The sequence below is a fragment of the Lactobacillus sp. ESL0700 genome (genome assembly GCF_029392095.1).
Taxonomy (GTDB): Bacteria; Bacillota; Bacilli; order Lactobacillales; family Lactobacillaceae; genus Lactobacillus.
This window is the reverse complement of the sequence record NZ_CP113931.1, coordinates 12,611-30,284: the sequence shown is the minus strand read 5'-3', so window position 1 is coordinate 30,284 and position 17,674 is coordinate 12,611. Positions and strand designations below refer to the sequence as shown.

The window sequence follows — 17,674 nt, the reverse complement described above, 5'->3', positions numbered from 1 at the left end:
GCAGTTTAAAACTGCTATAAATCGATTATATGAGCAAGTTGAATTAAAGTCAAGCTTCTTCATAATCACATGTGATTTGTGTATTTTCACATGTGAAATGTGTATTGTGAATTGTGATTTTTGTGATACAATAAAGTTATAAATTAAGGGAGGAATTAATAATGAAAAAAATATATAATTTTTCGTTCAAGGGTGGTGTAGGAAAATCTACCCTGACAGCTGTAGAAGCGTATGAACTTGCTAAAAAGGGATATAAAGTTTTGGTAATTGATATGGATCCACAAGCCAATGCTACCGATATTTTATTTGCCACTTTTGAAAAGAAGGAGCCAAAAACACCCTTACTTGAAGGATTGTTGAAACATGATCTTGTTTCTTCAATCGTTAAATTATCTGATAATCTCTATATAGCTCCAGCTGACTGGGACATGAGTTTATTTAATGTTAGAGCAGCCAAAGCTTTTGATAGTGAGCATAAGGAAACAATTCTTAAAGATGAATTATCTAAAATAGATAATAATTTTGATTTTTGTTTTATTGATACACCACCAACATTATCTGAAATAACTAATAATGCGCTTTTAGCTAGTGATTATGTAACCGTAGTAGTACAATCCCAGGCAGCAAGTTTTAATTCAGCTGTAAAAACAGTTACATATTATGCTCAAATGAGAAATGATTACAAAGTTAATTTCAAACTACTTGGAGCAATTTTGTATTTAGTGAATAGAAGTTCAACAACTGATACTAAAGTTATCTCTAAAGCTCATGAATTTTTTGGTGATTCTTTGTTTCAAAACAGAATTTATCATAGAGAGCGTATTAAACGATGGAGTGATACTGGAATAACTGATAAGCCAAATGATGTTTGGGACGAGCGCACACATAGTATGTATAATTTGGTTTTAAACGAAATGTTAGATAGAGCGGGAGTAAAAATAAATGATGAAAGATGATTTCTTAGATCAATTAGCTAGTAAAGCTAAAAAAATAGAAGATAGGCATACCGATAATCCATATAAAAAGAAAGAAACAGCAAGACGTACAATTTCGATTCGATTGTCTGTTTACAAAGAATTGCGTGAGTATGCGTTTAGAAATGAAAAGTCAATTTCTGATGTTGCTAGCGATATAATAAGTTCTGAATTAGAAAAGTTGATTAATGGTCACATGTGATAATTCACATATCACAATGCACATGTGATATGTGAATTGTGGCATGTAAAAAGGGAAGCAGTTTGCTTCCCTTTTTTGCTATTCAAAGAATTTCATGAAGAAACGTTTATGCTTCTTGTAAACCAATTTGTAAAATATCCAAGTAAAAAGTGCGTCCATAAAAACAGGATTAGTAAGCAACTCTTTCAAGTAGTTGAAAACATCAAACATAATATATCTCCTTGATCTTAATCAGGTAGACACAGAAGTTTCTAAGTGTTATACTAAAACCATCTAAACTCAAAAAAATCCATGTTTACTTTTGTAATACATGTAAGTTTTTAAGGCTGTTAAGTGCTAGAACACTTGGCAGCTTTTTTTCTTACATAATTATGTTACCACTTAATGTAATATTTTGCAATACAAATATTACATTAATGCACAATAAATATAATTCATTTACACTTTTTGTAAAATTTGTATTGATAAATATAGCGAAATGACTTATAATTTGTTATACAAGTATTACAAAGGCTACAAAAGGAGAATACAAATATGGAAATTTTTAGTTTAGATCTAGGAAATAAACAAACAAAACTAATGAGCAGCAAAGCCAGGGTAGTCTTACCGTCTAGCTTTCTTTATGAATCAGATATGCCACTGTCTTTTGGAATTGATACTAGTAAGGACTTGCATACATACTCTGTTCCATTTAGTGATGATAAATTTATTTGGGGCAAGGATATAGGTTCTCTACATCTTGATGAGTACATGATCGACACTATTATGTATGGTAATCGATACGAAGATCAGTCTTTTAAGTTATTGGCTAATTTTGCATTAGGACTGCTAGCATGTGATTTTAAAGAAGCACAAAAGCAAGTGTTAAAAGTAGTTGTAGCTGTTGGTTTGCCAACCGAAGATTATGCAGACGAAAACAAGCTAAGGTCACTTATTGAAATGTTAAAAGGTCAACACCAAATTACAATTGACAAGCAAATTTTGACGGTACGTGTTGAGCATGTCTATGTTCTGCCACAGCCTATTGGCACACTTTATAATGAACTTTTAGATGATGAAGCCTATATTAAAGATGATGATGGACTCTTAAATAAAAAAGTTGGTGTAATTGATGTTGGTGGCGGAACTATTTTAATTGATACAGTGCTTAATTTTCAATTGAGCAGCAGAAATCGCCATCAATTTAACACAGGTGCAAATAGCTTATATGAGGTTATTGCAGGACAAATAAATGGCGATGTTAGCTTGCATCAACTAGCCGATGAATTGCGTGCAGGAATGAAAAACAAGCAGTGGAGTTATCGCTTTTCTGATAATCGTACTGATGATATTACTGGAATTGTGACCAAAGAAATTACTCGTTTTACTAAAAAAATAATCGCTAATATTAAGACCACTCTCAAAAATTTAGAGAGTATAGATATGCTACTATTAACAGGTGGTGGTGCTAATCTACTCAATCAGAAGATATTGACCGAAGCATTTGATAAAGTTAAAGTTGTTGTGGTTTCTGAAACAGAAACAGCCAATGTAAATGGATTTTATAAGTTTGCATTAGATCAAGAAAATAAAGTTAAGGAAGAAGATAATAAACGATGACAAATAAATCGAAAACGTTAGCTATTAGGCTTAATCCGGAAAAAATATTAGATAAAAAAATACTAGATTTTCTAGATAATCCATACATCTCTAAGTCTAAGTTGGTTAAAACGGCAATCATTCACGAAATAATTAATATTTCTACACATCCGAAAGGAAAATCATATATTGGTTCAGCTTCAGAAAAAGAAGAAGAGGATATATATAAGGATATACTTTCTGATAATCCAAATATGCAAGCTCCAACTTCAAAGAATAAAGAGCGGCTAGATTCTGGATTTAAAGCATTCTCTGATAAGGACTTTTAAAATCAAGTAGAAAAGTTAGAAATAAAAAGGCCTACTTCTCACACAATGGTGAGAAGTAGGTCTTTTATTTTGTTTAAAAATTAGTAATTAGTAATTCAGCAATTTTCCCTCGCTTTTTAGGATCAGAATTAATTGCCCTGTTGGTAAAAACTTGATGAATATTTGCATTCTTGTATAACTCTCTAGTTTGCTGGGTGTCAGAATTACTAAGCATAACGTATGCTCCTTTCTTGGCGCAAGAAAAAAAGACGTCACGTAAACGTCTTTGCTCTGTCATTGTGAAGCCCTGGGCTGTATATGAAGTGAAATTTGCTGTTGCAGATTTAGGAATATACGGAGGATCAGAAATATATTAGATCATGGAAGCCTGCAGTTTGCACCGCTTTTTGAAAGTCACCACTCAAAATTTTTATTTGAGCTGTATTAAGATATTTGCTGATAGCTAGAATATTGTCTTTATTAGCAATTTTAGGATTTTTATAGCGCCCGTAGGGAGCGTTAAATTGTCCTTTAGAATTAACACGATATAGCCCATTAAAATCAGTCTTTAGCAGATATAAAATTCTGGCAGCACGTTCTACCCCCCCGATTGTGTAAGCGGGTTCAGCAATGCGATCTAAAGAACGAATTTTTAAGAAATATTCTTTCGAATTTTTTTCTTGATGTTGCTGCAATAAGGCTAAAAGTTGAGTTGGTTGCTCTTTAATTACTCGGTAAACATTAACAAGTTCTTGATTCATGTCGTTAATAGTTGCTATTTTAGGCTGCAAAGAAAAGAATAATGCGCCACCACCAATAAAGGGTTCATAGTATCGATTGTAATTAATAGGTACTATTTCTTTGAGTTCAGGTAGCAGTTTAGTTTTACCTCCGACCCATTTAGTGAAAGGTTTTAAGTTCATATTACTTCCTTCCTAATTCTGATAAAGTACGGCCAAATATTGCTTATAATGTTCGTCTAGTAAATCATTATCATTATCGATACGGCGTGTGGTTGAATATGTGGCCATAATATCATCTCCAGTTTTTTCTGAATGTGCTAAGCCTAATGCATGACCAAGTTCGTGTGCAGTGACGGTCATGAAAGCAGATTGATAGTTATCATTTGTAGTTGTCCAGCCCATCCATTTTCTGATTCTTCCCGAATAAATAGTAATGTGATCTTTTGAGTCTGCGTCAAGCCCTTTATGTGTTTTGCCAGTGAAGGAATTATAGCCAGTTATACCAACATCGCTCTGATCGGCACCATCTTCAACGGAAATCCCAATATTTGCAGCATTTTTATCATCAGTTGGTACTAGATTAACGATGTGTAGGTTGTTTATTTGTGTAATTACACGATTGACATATTGTAGATCGTCTTTGTCAACCTCATCAGTATTGTATGTAATGGTCAATTTTTGCCAACGGTGGCCTTCCAGGTGATACTGATCGATAATTGATTGATCAAAATTTTCAACAACAGGGGCATTATATGCTGGATTGACTTTTGCAATCTCAAAGCCATCATCAGTATGCAGCGGCACAATATTAACTACCATCGTGACTACTTTGGTTGCAGTTTGGCCATTAGGATCTGTAATTGTAACCTGAACATCATAATTGGTTTTACCCAACTTAGAAGTATCAGGTGTTTTTACAAAATTAGCTTTTACTCGGTATCCTTTGGCTACTGGAAAACTGTAGTTAAGTAGTTGAGTAATAACTGCCGGATTAGTACCAAGTTTGAAGTCAGGCAGCGGCATAATAGTCATGTGACTAAAAAGATCGTCAGCAGAAGGTGCAGTAACGGTAACCGTAAAAGTTACAGTACGATCAGCTTGTTTATCAACATGAAGAATTGCTTTAGCCTGGATCTTACCTACTTTAGTTGTATCGATTTTAGTCAGTAAAGTAATTGTAACGTCTTTATTCTCACTATTTATAAGATTGTCTTGTAGAGCTTGCTGCACGCTATCACTAGTTGCTTCATACGGTACAGAAAAATCTTTAATTGCTAAAGAAGTAGTAGGTGTATTAGTTGAAGGTTTTGTAGTATCTGGCTTAGTAGTCGTATTATTTGCTGGCGGTGTTACGGTGTCAGCTACGCTTGCTGTAGTGCCTGTTGTAGGTGACGGTGAAGTTGCGGTAACTGGATTGATTGTGTGAAAATGTGGAGCTGTATTCGTACTTGGAGAACTTGAATTAGTTGTCTTTAATGTAAGTTTCTTAGCATTAATTGCCTTAATATAGCGGTTTTGGCTTATACGATAAAACTTTTTACCGTGAATAGTTTTAGTGCCATATACAGTATAAGTTTGCCCTTTCTTTAAAAGTTTCTTACCCTTGCGTTTACCATTTTTAGTAAACACTTTGGCGTTCTTTTTAAGCTTAATTTTAAACGTTTTTGCCTTTTTGCTTGTTGCTTTTTTAGCAGCTTGCACTGTTTGTGGTGCAAAAGTATTGTAAGTGGTGTTGCCAATGGCACCAATGCTTAACAATGCTGCAGCGGATAAACTGATTATTTTATTGATTTTCATGATTACATGAACCTTTCCAATATAAAAAAAGCAGCTATAAAGATATAGCTGCATAACGTTTTGACTAAACAAAAAAGAAGCAATTATGCTTCTTTTTATTTCTTCTTAAATTCTGGTTTAAAACCAAATATTTTGTGACCCTTAAAGGTGTAAGTCTGTAATTTACCAGTAACTGGATAGCTGCCTTTCTTGCTGGTAATGATAAATGAAATAGAATCACCATTAAGTAATAGTGCCAGTTCTTGAGTGGTGAAGGAATGATCACCAAAACTATTTTTAAAACGCACCTCCTTTCCAGTAGGAATAAAGATACCGACAAAATGGGAATCATCAGCAATTAGTTCTTTAGGAGCAAGGCTGAATCCCCAGTACTTGATTTTTTTGATCACTTTTCGGCCTTGCTTTTCTTCATAGACTTGTTCTTCTAATTTTCCTTTGGCTTCAAAGGGCTTACCGTTTTTATCCATTGCTTGAAATGCAATATTTTGTCCAGCTAGTAATTGCTGCAGCTCCAGGTTGGTAAAAGTATGGTTATCCCAAATTTTCTTAAACCGAATAGTAATATTCTGTGGTTGGTATAGTCCCACTGCATGAGTTTCGTCTGCCAGCAGCTCTCTTGTTTCTTGCTTAAAGCCGACAAACTTTTTACCTTTGTAACTTTGCTGTTCTAGCTTGCCAGTAATAATAGAAGAACCTGTATTGATTGTGATTTTTTTATTTGCAAAAAGTTGCTGCAGCTCTTGATCAGTAAAAGTATAATTTCTCCATTCACGATTAATTTTTACTTCTTTTCCTTGCCAGGTACCTTTAACTTTTTCTTTCTGGGTAAAGTTATTTTTAGCGTCCCATTCTTGTTTTAGTTTGGCCAATTGAGGATTTTTGCTAAGGTTAGCTGCATTTTTTTGTTCTGCCGGCAAATCATAATTGACAATTTGATTAATTAAAAATGGTACGTTGCGATAATCGAACGTACCTTGTTTTACTTGCTTCATTTTTTCTTGCAGCTGTTCAGTGACTTTTGGTGAAGCGATATACGTTCCAAAGCATAAAATTGCTTGAATTAATCCCGGATAGGTCAAAGAATATTTTTCTTTAGTATTTTTAACTAAAGCATTATTACCGGTAGTAATGCTTGCTAAAGTTGATTCTTGAGTGGCACCGGTTCCGATCTCGTTCTTCTTTAAAAAGCTGATAATAAAGCTGTGAGTTGGCGGCTGTGGTTTAGGATTGTGGCCTTGATGAACAGTTGGAAATGCCGAAGTTCCAAATTCCATGATCTTCTTGTCAGGATCAGGAGTATCATCAGTTAATTCTGCTTCATCAAAAATTAGTTTGTAATTTTTAGCTTTTGGTACGTTAATTGTGCAAGTAAAAGCAGGATAGAGGTCAAGATGAGCTTTTTGCTGTTCGTAAAGGTAATCTTCCCCTAAGGTTGCTAAAAAGCTTTTGGCGGCTGTTAGATAAATTTCACGACCACATTTACCAAATTGCTGTTCGATCTCGTCAAGACTAGTTGGAACATTAATTCCAGGACGGTTAGCACCGTGAGTGGCAGCTTTTACTAAAAATTTTTTCCTAATTGTGCGGTGAGTTAATAAAGTAGGATTTAAACCAATTACTTGAGCAATTTGATCTACAAGGGGTAATAGTTGATCAAATTGAGCTTGAGTTATTTTAGTATCTTCGGTTCTAGGATAAGAAAGAATGCTTGCTTCATACATTTTTTGATAAGTGGCCAAAAATGTTTTTGAAGAATAGCCTTTTTTCCCTACTAAAATAGATAAGTGACTAAGGTCTAATAATGCTGGTGGTTGTTGCCTTTTTTCTACTTTAGAATCAATCACAACACCAGAAGATTGGTAATTACTCATTTCAAAGGCGGCATCATTTTCTGTTGGGAACCGGTGCTGTTCTGCTTCCTCATCAGTTCGTTTAAAGACATTTTGATTACTGTCACGGAAGCGAACTTCATAAAAAGGCTTTTTGACGTATTCTAGCCGGCTTTTGGCTTGCCGGTATATCTTATCTATGATAGTAGATTTAAGCCGTCCTAGCCGCAAAGAGCGAGGATTAAAGCCGGCTTGTCGAGCTATTATTAATGCAATACGAGATAGTTGCATTGAAGCATAATCAAATCGTTCTCTACCGGTTGCTTCTAAAAACTCACCTTGCTTGTATTGATCAGTAACATCAACTTTATTAAGTAAAGCAGACTTGATGTTTTTGGGTGTTTCGTCTGCGAATCTAATGCGATACACTGTTTTTTGCCAGCCAATGGCATTGACAATTTCCCACCCGAGTAAGTCACCTTCTCCAGATGGATCATCATCTGTGGCAATTACAATAGCGTCGTGACCAGCTGCAGCATTACTAATAGTATCCAAAGCTTGCTTACTACCAGGACTTACCTCTTTTTGCCAAGAAAAATCTAGTAGGTTCCAAGGATAGTAGCTTAAATCAGTCCAATCACTGTATTTATCAACTTTATCTGCACTAACCATTTCTTGTGGTTCTTTAAACTGCAAAAGATGGCCGTGAGCATGAACAATGTCGTAACTGTCATTATCAAAAAAGCCGCTAATTCCGCCAAGCGCTGCAGCAAAATTTTTAGCGGCACTAGCTTTTTCATTTAGAATTAAAAGCTTCAAATATATCATCTTCCTTTCAAGAAAAAAGCTAACAAGAAAATTCTTGTTAGCTTTTGTTTATATATCTTTTTTCATAATAATTATTGGGATAACAGTGTGCAGAAGTAGAGTAGCGAGTTTCTTATCCTTTCTATGGCCAAAATCAATAACCAAACATAAATACGACTGTATACTTCGTAAATTTTTTAAAGATAGTTTTTTGAACTCTTTTGTAATGATGGTGATTTTAGTAGTTAAATCACCATCATTAATTTTATCTATTTGCTGCTTGTCAAAGGTTCCATTATCAATGTAATAGTCAAAAATACTAGAAACGTGGGGATTAGAAAATATGAAATTGTGCAATTTGTTCTCCTATTCTAATTCGGGGCCATTTTGTTCAAGCCCTTTTTGCCGCTGTTTTTGTGTTTCAAATTGTGCCGCTAATTCGGCTTGCGAAAGTTTTTCTTTGCTTTCCTTTTCTAAACTTTTCCAGTCTATTCCGCTGCGGTTAAATGACTCTTTTGCTTCTTGGGTATATTTTTCATTTAACTGCAGGGTCTTAATTCTGCTGTCTAATTCTTCTTCAACATAATTAGCGATTAATTCTCTAAATGGTTGTGGATCATTTTCCGGTGCCTCTGCTGTGGCTAAGGCTGTCATATAGTTATCTCTGGCTTTTTTTGAAGGATTAACATTAATTACCGGATACCCATTTTCAGTTAATACCAAATTCATTAACAATCTTGCAGTTCGTCCATTGCCATCTCTAAATGGGTGAATTGTTACAAACTTCTGGTGTAAATCAGTTGCATATTGGACAGGGTGAAGCTTAGTTCTCGCTTGATCACTCCAATTTTGTAATTTTTCCATTTCATCTGGAATATCGAATGGTGAAGCATAGGGGCGTTTATCGGTACCATAAGGATAAACGTCGATGGTACGATAGTTTCCTGCTTCTGATTTTGGTTCAATTGTTTCTAAGGTAGATATACGATTAAGATTTCTAATATCGTCTAATCTTATTGGCTGCTTTTTGGTAGCCAAATCTTTCATATAAGTGTACGCCTGACTTAAATTGATGATTTCTAGCGTTTCTTTAATGGTTTTTCCGTGAATTGTAGCACCGATACCACTATCAATGATAGCAGCAGTTTCATTTTTAGATAAAGTGTTACCTTCAATTGCAGCTGATGACCACACATGTTCAATCCGAATATTTTTTTCTAGCCGCTTAATTTCTAACGGTGAAAGTGGCCGATATGTGTCCATTTTTTCTTTTAACTTTGTAATTTGTTTAAGTTGATCTTGGTAATTCATAAATGCACCTCTATTCTAATTCAGGGCCATCTTGTTCAAGTTCTTTTTGCTGCTGCTTTTGTGCTTCATATTGTGCCGCTAATTCGGCTTGAGTATTCTCTTTGCGGCTGTCTTTGAGCAGTTGTTTAAATTCAGCGTTGTTTACTTGCTGTTCTTGGTGAGAAATTTTAGTTACTTTATTTTGAGAACGAGCAAGTATATTAGGCTCAATACCTGAAATCCCAGTTTGATAAGTCCAATCTTTTAAATCTGACATATCATTTGAAAAGTAGTAATCAGCTATTTTTTGGTTCCAAGTAGGCCATTGATCTAAAGGTATATTGATTAAGCCAGCACCATTTTCGATCATAATTTTGTTAGCGGCAATAGTGGCCGTTCGCTTGTTGCCATCATAAAACATTTGTTGCCGCATGTTGTGGTACATTACGGTCATTGCCTTATCAGTGGCAGAACGATCACTATTTAAAATAGAGTTTAAAAAGCTCTTTTCTTTCTGTTCATTGATCATTGGTGGCGTAAATTCACCACGATAGGTTTCTACACCACCTGAACCGTTGCGTAAATAACCTGGAAAAGCAGCGGTATCACGTGCGACAATCTTATTTATTTCTTTTTCAAAATCTAAGCCAAACGGTTGATCATAATTGATAGCTAGTTGCCAGCCACGCTTTAATTGTACGATAACGTTAATATCATCAACTGATACACCATTAACGCCCATACCATCAATAATAGTTTGTGTTTGTGGCAGAGTGGTAGTTAAGCCTTCAAAACGTGAATTAGTGAAAACTAGCTTGGTTAAATTCGTTTTAGCAAAACGACGATTTTCTTCTGGAGTAAGTTGAAATTTGTCTTTGTATTCCATTTTTAATTACCTTCTGACTAATTATTATAACTTAGTCTTTTCAAGACCCAGTGCCATCTTAAAGTGCTTAATCGTGCAGTAATAGTTACCAGTAATATCTTCGTACACAACATTGCCTGTTTTAAATTGTTTACCACACCATTCACAAATTTGTTCGTCATGAGATTGGGTATGGTGATTAGCACGCTCTTGTTTTTCCTCGTTAGTCATTGTCATACTTTTAAACTTCTATTCTAATTCAAGTCCTTTTTGTTGCTGCTTTTGGGCTTCATACTGTGCAGCAAGTTCGGCTTGTGATAAAGTTTCAGTTTGTCTTTCTTTATGTTGCTTAACTAAAGTTTTAAAAGCTACTTCCCTAGTTGGAGAGTTTTGAACCTTGAGTAAGCGTGAAATATGCTTAACATCAGCTTCATTTTGAGCCTGGATCATTTCATCATTTTGTCGAGGGTAATCTAAGACCTGTTCATGGTTAGCGGCGTATGCTTGTAAAAAGGTTTTGGTACTACGACCATTGCCCTCTCTAAACGGGTGCATGAAGTTAATCTCATCAAGCAATTTAGCATAATCTTCGACCTGCAAAGGTTCTTTGGTAGGCTGCTGCTTCATAATTGAATTAATATTTTGCTCTGCAAATTCAAATCTTGAATGATCAAAAAATTCATAACCATTTTTTTGGAAATTACCGGGACGATATTCTCCTGCCCAATCATACAAAGAATTAAACATGAACTTATGAATTTTAGCTAAGTAACTAATGTCTTTAATTTTAGGTTGCTTTTGTAAAATTAGTAAAGCCCTTTCGTTGGATTCACGATATTCTATTTCTTCCAATAACTTTGGATCATGAATATGAAATTTGTTTTTAAGCACACCATTGCTATATAGCGTATCTTTTATCCAATCACTCATTGTTAGCTCCAAAAATTTCTTCGTATTCTTTTTCTAATTCAGGATCAGGATTGTAAGCTTTATTTACTAGGTATTGAATATCTTTAGGTTGAGGGTTCCAGCCTTCTAGATGACTAGCTTCTACAACTGATCTGATCTGGTAATAGGTTAATTTGTCAGGAATGTAAACACCCTGAATTTTTTGTTCATCGTCACTAATTTTTAATTGATAAGTTTTAGGCTGTAATTTGACTAATAAATGACTAGGTAATTCATCTAATCCCAATGCAAAAGCATTTAAAATTCGGATAGTCCAGGCTTCAATTGGCTTTTTTGCAGCATTAGCAAGAGTAGTTACAGGAACACTACTTTTTCTAGCGACTTCGTTTAGTGAAATATTTTTATTTTCTAAAAGCTTATAAATAACTGTGGTCATGCGGTTACCTCCATAAATAATCACTTTTTCCATTGCTTATATTATACCACATTTGAAACAAAATATAACATTTTTGGTATAAATTAACCAAGTTCAAGACCACGTTGTTGCACTTGTTGCTGTTGAGCAAATTGTGCTGCCAGCATATTTTGATTAACAGTTTGTTGTGTAGTAGTAGATTGCCTTACTTTACGTTGAGGCGTTTGCTTCATAGTCATAGAAGTAGTTAGGCTTTTATCTCTACCATCTATAGAGCTAATCATTTTGTCAGCTGCTTTAGTGACATTATTTAAAATTGCAGCTTGCGACTTTTCGTCTAGCGTGTTTAGCTTCTTGCCGTGATCTGTCCAACTTGCGATGTAGTCTACTGTGTAATCATGATTATCAATACCATAGCTTTTAGCAACTAGGTAGGAGGTTAACTGCGCTTGTAGTTCCTTAATTGGGCGTGAAGCCTGTGATTTTTCATCGTGAAGTTGAGCATGGCCAAGTTCATGCATTAAGGTAGTAACTTTTTCAGTTGGCGTATCAGAAGGATTTAAATAAATTATTTTTTGTTTTGGTAAAGTTACGCCCTTGGATATACCAAAGTTCCGACTATACTCTGCATCAGGTAAATTTCTAATAACTTTAAAGCCAATATTATTGGCAAATTTGTCTAAATTGTCATTAAGTTTTTGTTGATCAGTTGCTTTACTAATATCAAAATCTAGGTGTCGGTTAGGGTACATTTCAGGGTATTTCTCTTTTGGCATAGTAGTTTGAGTAACATCAAAAACGTTACCATGTACAAAGCCTAAGGAAGTATGAGTTGAAATGCTGCCGGCCTTAATTTTAGCCTTTTCTTCTTTAGTAGCGTATTTAAGTGGTATTTCCTTACCATTCCGGCTAAATTTCTTGAGTTGAACGGGTACTAAAATTTTTATACCTTTTTCACCACGTTTAACTGAATAACCCATTTCTTGATACTTTTTATAGCTGGCCACGGCTAGTGCACCTTCACGTTGATGTGCAATTAGTAGTCGATTACGAATGGAGTAATCATGAAAATTACTTAAAAAATCAGCTAGTTGTAATGTTTTTTCTGGATCAACAAGATAAGATTGTACGTCCTGCATTAAATCTGTAATTGAAGTTTTGGTGACATCAGAAGAAATAGGGAAATTTTTTTCTAACTTGTGCTTATTTTCTAAATTAACTTGTTTTTCGTTGACCATATCTTTTAACTGCTGGGTACTTTCTGGTGTTACTAAAATTTTTTGATAATGTTGGGGTAATTGGTTAAATGTTTGGTGTCGCTTAATATCTTCAATAGAAAATTCAAGTGTTGCAGAAGATTTAGCCCCAGCTAACAATCTTTTGACTGTGTTATTACTAACTGGGCCAGGTGCACGATCACTAAAATCAAATGATTTTGCGTGGGTCATATATCTACCATCTTCATTTATCAAGTAAAACTTTTTTTCTTTGCTAGCTTCATCGGTTACTCGCCCGGTTTCATCTTCATACGGTACTTTAGTAGTTGCACTAGTGCTTTTGGTTACTACTTTTTCTTGCTGTTTTTCTTTTAAATCGGTAATACCTTTAAGTTCATCATTCCAGTCTTTACCCCATTTTTTATTCGGCTGTGCTGAAAGCAACTTGACGTTATCTCCTTGATTATTGGTAAAGCGGTATTGCTGCATTGTTTTAATAAAATTGTCGCCAGCTTCATCATTATCAACACCAAAGGCAATAGACTTAATTCCAGAATTTTCTTTTGCTAGTTGTGAATCGGTCAAGGTCATATAGGTAGACGCTACTCGTTCTTTTAAACCATTCATGGAAACAAACCGGGTATTTTTAAGTTTGCCTGGAGCAAGTTGATAAAAGGACATAGCGTCAATTGGGCTTTCAAAAAAGCGTAAATTTTCAGGTTTACCAATATCAAAAAACCACGCAGCGTTGTGCGTGGAATTTTTATCTATTTCTTTAAATGTGCCCCGTTTTGGATACTTGTCAAAGTCAATGTGCGTTCCTTGCTTGGTAGCACCAATAATTTCACCGGTTAATGGATTAATTTCTTTAAAAATAGCATTATCCATTTTATCTTGATCTAGGTAACCGTGATCATGCAGCCAATCAACGAATTGCGGAGCAATTTTTCTTTCATCACTTAAATAGTTTTTTGCTTGGTTAATATTATCAACAATATTTTCTTGAGGGTAAACATAGGGAACAGTAGGCTCTGCTGTTTGTTCTGATTCATCAAATTCAATCAGGCTATTTTCAGAAGCAATTTTATGCAATTTTGCATACAGTTCTTTTTTGCTTAGTTGATCGTCAGCAAGATAGTACTTTTTCAAGAACATCAACCCACCTGTACCGCCAACTTGACGAGAGTTCCAATAAAATGAGTTTTTATTTGGTGTGATAACCAAGCTGTCATGTTCCTTACCACGGTACGTACGTCCATCTTGTGTAAGTTCAATTCCTAACTGATTACACAAATCTACAATATTTGTGTGATATAGCTGATTTAACCAGCCATTAAATTCTTTTTTTGCCATTTTTAAACCTTTCTAAACACAAAAAGGCACCTAGCTTTATAAAAACTAGGTGCCTACATCTAATGGATAAAATATTTGATTTTTTAAAAATCACCTCCTAAATAGTGAAATAAAAAGAGGTACTTAATAGTACCTCATAAGCTTAATTATTCTAAAAATTTCCATTCATAACGTTCTAAAAAATATGGTTTATAGGCTTTATTACCCAACCAAGCAGCTTCTACAAATTTCAAGAAGTCTGTAGAATCAATTCCATTATAGTAATTTCGATCATAAAGCATTGCTTTATCACTCATATCAGTAGGACTTTCCCTATATTGGTAAGGGTACTTATCTTTTGCAGCTTCTCTAAATTTATTTTCTGAAATGTAATTATTTTTAACTAATTTAAAAACAAGGCAATCTTGATTAATTGCACTCAAGCGTACAACTTGTTCTTTATGACCTGGTTCTGCAAATGCAATTCTAATCATTATTTGTATGCTCCTCAAACTCTTTCTTCGATACAAAACTTAATTCTAGTTCTGCTTCAAGACTATTATCTTCAAAGCTAGCTTCATCGAAAAGATCTAGAAAATCTTCAGTGGATAATTGCTTCAAAATGTATAAAAAGACATTCTTCAAAATGTTACGAGCAGAAGCGGCATGATCTTGAAGGTGTTCAATAAGAATATCGCCTACACGATTTTTAGGATCCTTGTTATTGCTTTCTTCTTCTTCGTCAGCAAAAATAGTTAAGCTAAGTGCATGACTTCGTAACATACGGTACAGGTAATCTAAATCGTTTTCGGGTATAACATTTTCAAGGCCGCTTATTAAGTCCCAATCGTTTGGTATTGCCTTAGCAAATTCTGAATTTTGATTTTTTTCTTCATAAATTCGCATGAAAAGCACATCTACACCTGCGCCGGTGAAATAATGGTCGTTGCCTTTGACATGTGCTTTCAAAAACAAATTTTCTTTATTGTCTGACATTTGAAATCTCCTTTACTTTCAATTCTTTAACTACTTATATTATAGCGCATACGCTATAAATTGCAAGCCTTTTCTTTAATTAAGTCAGATAGTTCTTTCAATTCATCTTTATCGGCAAACCGTTTAATAAACATTTTGGCTGTACGCTTATAACTATCACGAGTTGTTTTCTTTTTGTTTTTTTCACGATATTTTTTAGTCGCTTTTTTCTGTGTTTCTGTTTGTGCCATTAAAAAATTCACTACCTTTCCAATTCACGTGTATTATAGCGCATACGCTATTAAAGGAGCAAGTGATTTTTGCAAAAATATAAAAATAATTTACAATTAAAAAGAAATCTTTTATGATTTTAATTCTTTAACTGGCTCCTGTTTCGGGAGCTTTTTGTTTGCTAAATAAATTATGTCATACAATACCGACTAGGTTGTTAGCAATGTGAACCAAAATTGACCATTTTAAATCTCTAGTTTTTAAGTAAACGAATGCAAGTATACTACCCATTAACCAATATCCAATGATAAACGGAGAAAACTCTGGATCATGAAAAATAGCAAACACTAGGCCATTGATGATTACACCTAGAATCATGTTTTGCTTTGTATTTTTAGTAAAGCAAAGATTAAAAAAGATTCCACGAAAGATAGTTTCTTCAATGATAGGTGCAATTAAGCCGATAAAAACTTTAAATTGTATACCTTCTTGGTTCATTAATTGATTGAGTGCTGTTTGATTTTGAGAGGTTGCGCCACTACCCAGTATATAGCCAATAAGTATTTGAATTAATAGAATAATTACAAATGCCAGTATAGCCCAACTAGCTTTTCTAACTGTAGTTTTATCACATTTAGAGAATTTAAATGTAAAATCCCAAGAATTTTGCTGTCTTAAACCTTGACGGTATATTAATAGTATTAAGACAACAATTATTAAAGTGATGATGTAGCCAATAATTACACTTTTACGTTTATTAGGAACAACAAACATACTTTCCAGCAAAAAGTAGAAAAATAAAGCAATAAATCCTGTAAACCAGGCTGTAATTTTAGGTAGAATTTTTTTCATTAAATTTCCTTTCTATTTTAAAGTAATTACTTGTAATTACTTTTACAAAATGAGATAATATTATTGAGGTGACCAAGATGAAAACAGTAAAAACTAGAAAACAAGGTAATGCGGTAATGCTTTCAATTCCTAAGAGTTTTGGTGTTAAAGAGGGCGTAACCACCATTCCCCGATTAACTAACAACGGCATATTTTTTGAATTTGTTGATGAAGATGAATTTTTTGACTTTGACGCTGATATTCTAAAAGATCTACTTGAGCAAAATTATGCTGGTAAAGAACTGTATAATAGATTTTTAAAAATGAAAAAAGCCATTCCCCAAGCATTTAATAAATTAGCCGAAGAAGGTGCTAAAGAACCTGCTATGACTAAAGAGGAGCTTGAAAAAGAAATTGGCTTATAGAATAAAGTTAAGTGCTAGAACTGTTAAAGTGCTTAAAAAAATCAAAGATAGACAATTAAAGCAAAAAATTGTTGATAAAATTTACGATGAAATTGCTGTTGACCCATACATTGGAAGTGCCAAAAAGGGTGATTTAGCTGGTATTTACGCCATTGGTTTTAACCATGCTAAGGCAAGCTACCGAATCGCCTATAAAATTGAGCAAGACGAAGTAGTAGTAATAATATTGCTAGTTGGAACACATGAAAACTTTTATCAGAAATTGAAGAAATTAATTTAGGGAGCGGTAGCTCTCTTTTTTATTTTAATAATTAATAAAATTGTGCAAGCACACTACTAATTTGTTGCATTTTTAAAGCTGGTAATTTTCCTTTTACCTTACTAGTAGTACGTTTAGTTGGATCAACCGTTCTTGCCTGCTGCAAAAGTGCTGTACCGTGGATCTTTTCTTGATCAATTGGAACAAAAAATGGTGATTTTTTATATTTTTCCTCGGTAGAATATTTTTTGGCCATACTGATAGGTACGGTCATAACCGTATTAAAAATACGATTGTAATCATCGTTGCTGACGACTAAGCATGGTCGTCTTTTTTTAGTTTCAGTTCCCTTGGCCGGCTCTAAATCCAGCCAAACAATATCTCCTTGATGTAGTTTCATTTTTAAATTTTTAATCCTCGCTTTCTAATTCGGATCCCCAGTCGATTTTTGTCGTGTCTATGCTGCCATATTTGGCTTGCTGTTCATCAATTCCTTGCCAAAAGCTTCTTTTAGCAGCTGTAATCGTAATTTTGCCATCAGAACTAATATTCCACTCGATATTGTCGTTAGCTTTTACGGCTAGAATTTCTCTAATTGCTTGAGGAAGCGTGACCTGATTTTTACTAGTTATTTTTGATATTACTTTTTGATCAAAAACAGATAATTGTTGCATAGTAACTCCTTTC

At 34.2% G+C, this 17,674-nt stretch carries 20 protein-coding genes and 1 pseudogene; 6 read left to right on the top strand and 15 right to left on the bottom strand.

The window, feature by feature from the left end; genetic code table 11:
* The first annotated feature begins 161 nt into the window (after positions 1 to 161).
* The 4 genes from OZX63_RS09570 to OZX63_RS09555 all read left to right on the top strand — a co-directional run bounded on the left by OZX63_RS09570 (position 162) and on the right by OZX63_RS09555 (position 3,083).
* The gene (locus OZX63_RS09570; RefSeq protein WP_277145162.1) at positions 162 to 956 is read left to right on the top strand and encodes a ParA family protein; all 795 of its coding nucleotides are present in this window, start codon (positions 162 to 164) and stop codon (positions 954 to 956) included.
* Positions 943 to 1,176 (top strand): hypothetical protein, encoded by a 234-nt coding sequence (locus OZX63_RS09565; protein WP_277145163.1) that lies wholly within the window; start codon positions 943 to 945, stop codon positions 1,174 to 1,176. Before OZX63_RS09570 ends, OZX63_RS09565 begins: the two co-directional genes overlap by 14 nt.
* A 534-nt stretch (positions 1,177 to 1,710) precedes the next feature.
* Entirely contained in the window at positions 1,711 to 2,775 is a 1,065-nt protein-coding gene (locus OZX63_RS09560; RefSeq protein ID WP_277145164.1) for a ParM/StbA family protein, read from the top strand.
* A complete protein-coding gene (locus tag OZX63_RS09555) occupies positions 2,772 to 3,083 on the top strand; it encodes a dihydrodipicolinate reductase (protein WP_277145165.1) in 312 nt (103 codons plus the stop codon). The genes OZX63_RS09560 and OZX63_RS09555 overlap by 4 nt, the downstream gene beginning before the upstream one ends.
* A gap of 73 nt (positions 3,084 to 3,156) precedes the next feature.
* Here the strand turns inward: OZX63_RS09555 and OZX63_RS09550 are convergent.
* The 13 genes and pseudogenes from OZX63_RS09550 to OZX63_RS09490 all read right to left on the bottom strand — a co-directional run bounded on the left by OZX63_RS09550 (position 3,157) and on the right by OZX63_RS09490 (position 16,324).
* Positions 3,157 to 3,985 (bottom strand): annotated as a pseudogene (locus tag OZX63_RS09550) (DNA adenine methylase).
* Between the two features lie 12 nt (positions 3,986 to 3,997).
* Complete coding sequence (locus OZX63_RS09545) at positions 3,998 to 5,602, bottom strand: SLAP domain-containing protein (RefSeq protein WP_277145166.1); 1,605 nt, start codon at positions 5,600 to 5,602, stop codon at positions 3,998 to 4,000.
* Between the two features lie 95 nt (positions 5,603 to 5,697).
* Positions 5,698 to 8,250: a DNA topoisomerase gene (locus OZX63_RS09540; protein WP_277145167.1), complete on the bottom strand. Its 2,553-nt coding sequence runs from the start codon at positions 8,248 to 8,250 to the stop codon at positions 5,698 to 5,700.
* Between the two features lie 354 nt (positions 8,251 to 8,604).
* Positions 8,605 to 9,549: a Fic family protein gene (locus OZX63_RS09535; RefSeq protein WP_277145168.1), complete on the bottom strand. Its 945-nt coding sequence runs from the start codon at positions 9,547 to 9,549 to the stop codon at positions 8,605 to 8,607.
* Positions 9,550 to 9,559: 10 nt separating this feature from the next.
* Positions 9,560 to 10,414 (bottom strand): Fic family protein, encoded by an 855-nt coding sequence (locus OZX63_RS09530; RefSeq protein ID WP_277145169.1) that lies wholly within the window; start codon positions 10,412 to 10,414, stop codon positions 9,560 to 9,562.
* A gap of 24 nt (positions 10,415 to 10,438) precedes the next feature.
* On the bottom strand, positions 10,439 to 10,630 hold the full coding sequence (locus OZX63_RS09525) for a hypothetical protein (protein WP_277145170.1): 192 nt from the start codon (positions 10,628 to 10,630) through the stop codon (positions 10,439 to 10,441).
* A 12-nt stretch (positions 10,631 to 10,642) separates the two neighbouring features.
* Positions 10,643 to 11,323, bottom strand: coding sequence for a Fic family protein (locus OZX63_RS09520; protein ID WP_277145171.1), 681 nt, complete (start codon positions 11,321 to 11,323; stop codon positions 10,643 to 10,645).
* The gene (locus tag OZX63_RS09515) at positions 11,316 to 11,738 is read right to left on the bottom strand and encodes an XRE family transcriptional regulator (protein ID WP_277145172.1); all 423 of its coding nucleotides are present in this window, start codon (positions 11,736 to 11,738) and stop codon (positions 11,316 to 11,318) included. The genes OZX63_RS09520 and OZX63_RS09515 overlap by 8 nt, the downstream gene beginning before the upstream one ends.
* Positions 11,739 to 11,821: 83 nt before the next feature.
* Entirely contained in the window at positions 11,822 to 14,287 is a 2,466-nt protein-coding gene (locus OZX63_RS09510) for a toprim domain-containing protein (RefSeq protein WP_277145173.1), read from the bottom strand.
* Between the two features lie 146 nt (positions 14,288 to 14,433).
* On the bottom strand, positions 14,434 to 14,760 hold the full coding sequence (locus OZX63_RS09505; protein ID WP_277145174.1) for a hypothetical protein: 327 nt from the start codon (positions 14,758 to 14,760) through the stop codon (positions 14,434 to 14,436).
* Positions 14,753 to 15,262, bottom strand: coding sequence for a hypothetical protein (locus tag OZX63_RS09500; protein WP_277145175.1), 510 nt, complete (start codon positions 15,260 to 15,262; stop codon positions 14,753 to 14,755). The genes OZX63_RS09505 and OZX63_RS09500 overlap by 8 nt, the downstream gene beginning before the upstream one ends.
* A gap of 53 nt (positions 15,263 to 15,315) precedes the next feature.
* Complete coding sequence (locus OZX63_RS09495) at positions 15,316 to 15,492, bottom strand: hypothetical protein (protein WP_277145176.1); 177 nt, start codon at positions 15,490 to 15,492, stop codon at positions 15,316 to 15,318.
* Positions 15,493 to 15,667: 175 nt separating this feature from the next.
* Complete coding sequence (locus OZX63_RS09490) at positions 15,668 to 16,324, bottom strand: CPBP family intramembrane glutamic endopeptidase (protein ID WP_277145177.1); 657 nt, start codon at positions 16,322 to 16,324, stop codon at positions 15,668 to 15,670.
* A gap of 77 nt (positions 16,325 to 16,401) precedes the next feature.
* Here OZX63_RS09490 and OZX63_RS09485 point away from each other — a divergent pair, with 77 nt between their 5' ends.
* Complete coding sequence (locus OZX63_RS09485; RefSeq protein ID WP_277145178.1) at positions 16,402 to 16,728, top strand: toxin-antitoxin system; 327 nt, start codon at positions 16,402 to 16,404, stop codon at positions 16,726 to 16,728.
* The gene (locus tag OZX63_RS09480) at positions 16,718 to 17,008 is read left to right on the top strand and encodes a type II toxin-antitoxin system mRNA interferase toxin, RelE/StbE family (protein ID WP_277145179.1); all 291 of its coding nucleotides are present in this window, start codon (positions 16,718 to 16,720) and stop codon (positions 17,006 to 17,008) included. Before OZX63_RS09485 ends, OZX63_RS09480 begins: the two co-directional genes overlap by 11 nt.
* 31 nt (positions 17,009 to 17,039) lie before the next feature.
* Here OZX63_RS09480 and OZX63_RS09475 read toward each other — a convergent pair whose 3' ends face one another.
* Positions 17,040 to 17,387 carry a type II toxin-antitoxin system PemK/MazF family toxin gene (locus OZX63_RS09475; RefSeq protein ID WP_277145180.1) on the bottom strand — a complete coding sequence of 116 codons (348 nt, stop codon included), beginning with the start codon at positions 17,385 to 17,387 and terminating at the stop codon, positions 17,040 to 17,042.
* Between the two features lie 10 nt (positions 17,388 to 17,397).
* Positions 17,398 to 17,661: a type II toxin-antitoxin system PrlF family antitoxin gene (locus tag OZX63_RS09470; RefSeq protein ID WP_277145181.1), complete on the bottom strand. Its 264-nt coding sequence runs from the start codon at positions 17,659 to 17,661 to the stop codon at positions 17,398 to 17,400.
* Between the last annotated feature and the right edge of the window lie 13 nt (positions 17,662 to 17,674).

Bases quoted from the DNA above. Each gene is read 5' to 3' on its own strand.
- OZX63_RS09495 (WP_277145176.1), bottom strand. From the start codon at position 15,492: ATGGCACAAACAGAAACACAGAAAAAAGCGACTAAAAAATATCGTGAA.
- OZX63_RS09555 (WP_277145165.1), top strand. From the start codon at position 2,772: ATGACAAATAAATCGAAAACGTTAGCTATTAGGCTTAATCCGGAAAAA.
- OZX63_RS09470 (WP_277145181.1), bottom strand. From the start codon at position 17,661: ATGCAACAATTATCTGTTTTTGATCAAAAAGTAATATCAAAAATAACT.
- OZX63_RS09485 (WP_277145178.1), top strand. From the start codon at position 16,402: ATGAAAACAGTAAAAACTAGAAAACAAGGTAATGCGGTAATGCTTTCA.
- OZX63_RS09475 (WP_277145180.1), bottom strand. From the start codon at position 17,387: ATGAAACTACATCAAGGAGATATTGTTTGGCTGGATTTAGAGCCGGCC.
- OZX63_RS09500 (WP_277145175.1), bottom strand. From the start codon at position 15,262: ATGTCAGACAATAAAGAAAATTTGTTTTTGAAAGCACATGTCAAAGGC.
- OZX63_RS09535 (WP_277145168.1), bottom strand. From the start codon at position 9,549: ATGAATTACCAAGATCAACTTAAACAAATTACAAAGTTAAAAGAAAAA.
- OZX63_RS09505 (WP_277145174.1), bottom strand. From the start codon at position 14,760: ATGATTAGAATTGCATTTGCAGAACCAGGTCATAAAGAACAAGTTGTA.
- OZX63_RS09525 (WP_277145170.1), bottom strand. From the start codon at position 10,630: ATGACAATGACTAACGAGGAAAAACAAGAGCGTGCTAATCACCATACC.
- OZX63_RS09530 (WP_277145169.1), bottom strand. From the start codon at position 10,414: ATGGAATACAAAGACAAATTTCAACTTACTCCAGAAGAAAATCGTCGT.
- OZX63_RS09570 (WP_277145162.1), top strand. From the start codon at position 162: ATGAAAAAAATATATAATTTTTCGTTCAAGGGTGGTGTAGGAAAATCT.
- OZX63_RS09510 (WP_277145173.1), bottom strand. From the start codon at position 14,287: ATGGCAAAAAAAGAATTTAATGGCTGGTTAAATCAGCTATATCACACA.
- OZX63_RS09565 (WP_277145163.1), top strand. From the start codon at position 943: ATGATGAAAGATGATTTCTTAGATCAATTAGCTAGTAAAGCTAAAAAA.
- OZX63_RS09560 (WP_277145164.1), top strand. From the start codon at position 1,711: ATGGAAATTTTTAGTTTAGATCTAGGAAATAAACAAACAAAACTAATG.
- OZX63_RS09545 (WP_277145166.1), bottom strand. From the start codon at position 5,602: ATGAAAATCAATAAAATAATCAGTTTATCCGCTGCAGCATTGTTAAGC.
- OZX63_RS09490 (WP_277145177.1), bottom strand. From the start codon at position 16,324: ATGAAAAAAATTCTACCTAAAATTACAGCCTGGTTTACAGGATTTATT.
- OZX63_RS09515 (WP_277145172.1), bottom strand. From the start codon at position 11,738: ATGACCACAGTTATTTATAAGCTTTTAGAAAATAAAAATATTTCACTA.
- OZX63_RS09520 (WP_277145171.1), bottom strand. From the start codon at position 11,323: ATGAGTGATTGGATAAAAGATACGCTATATAGCAATGGTGTGCTTAAA.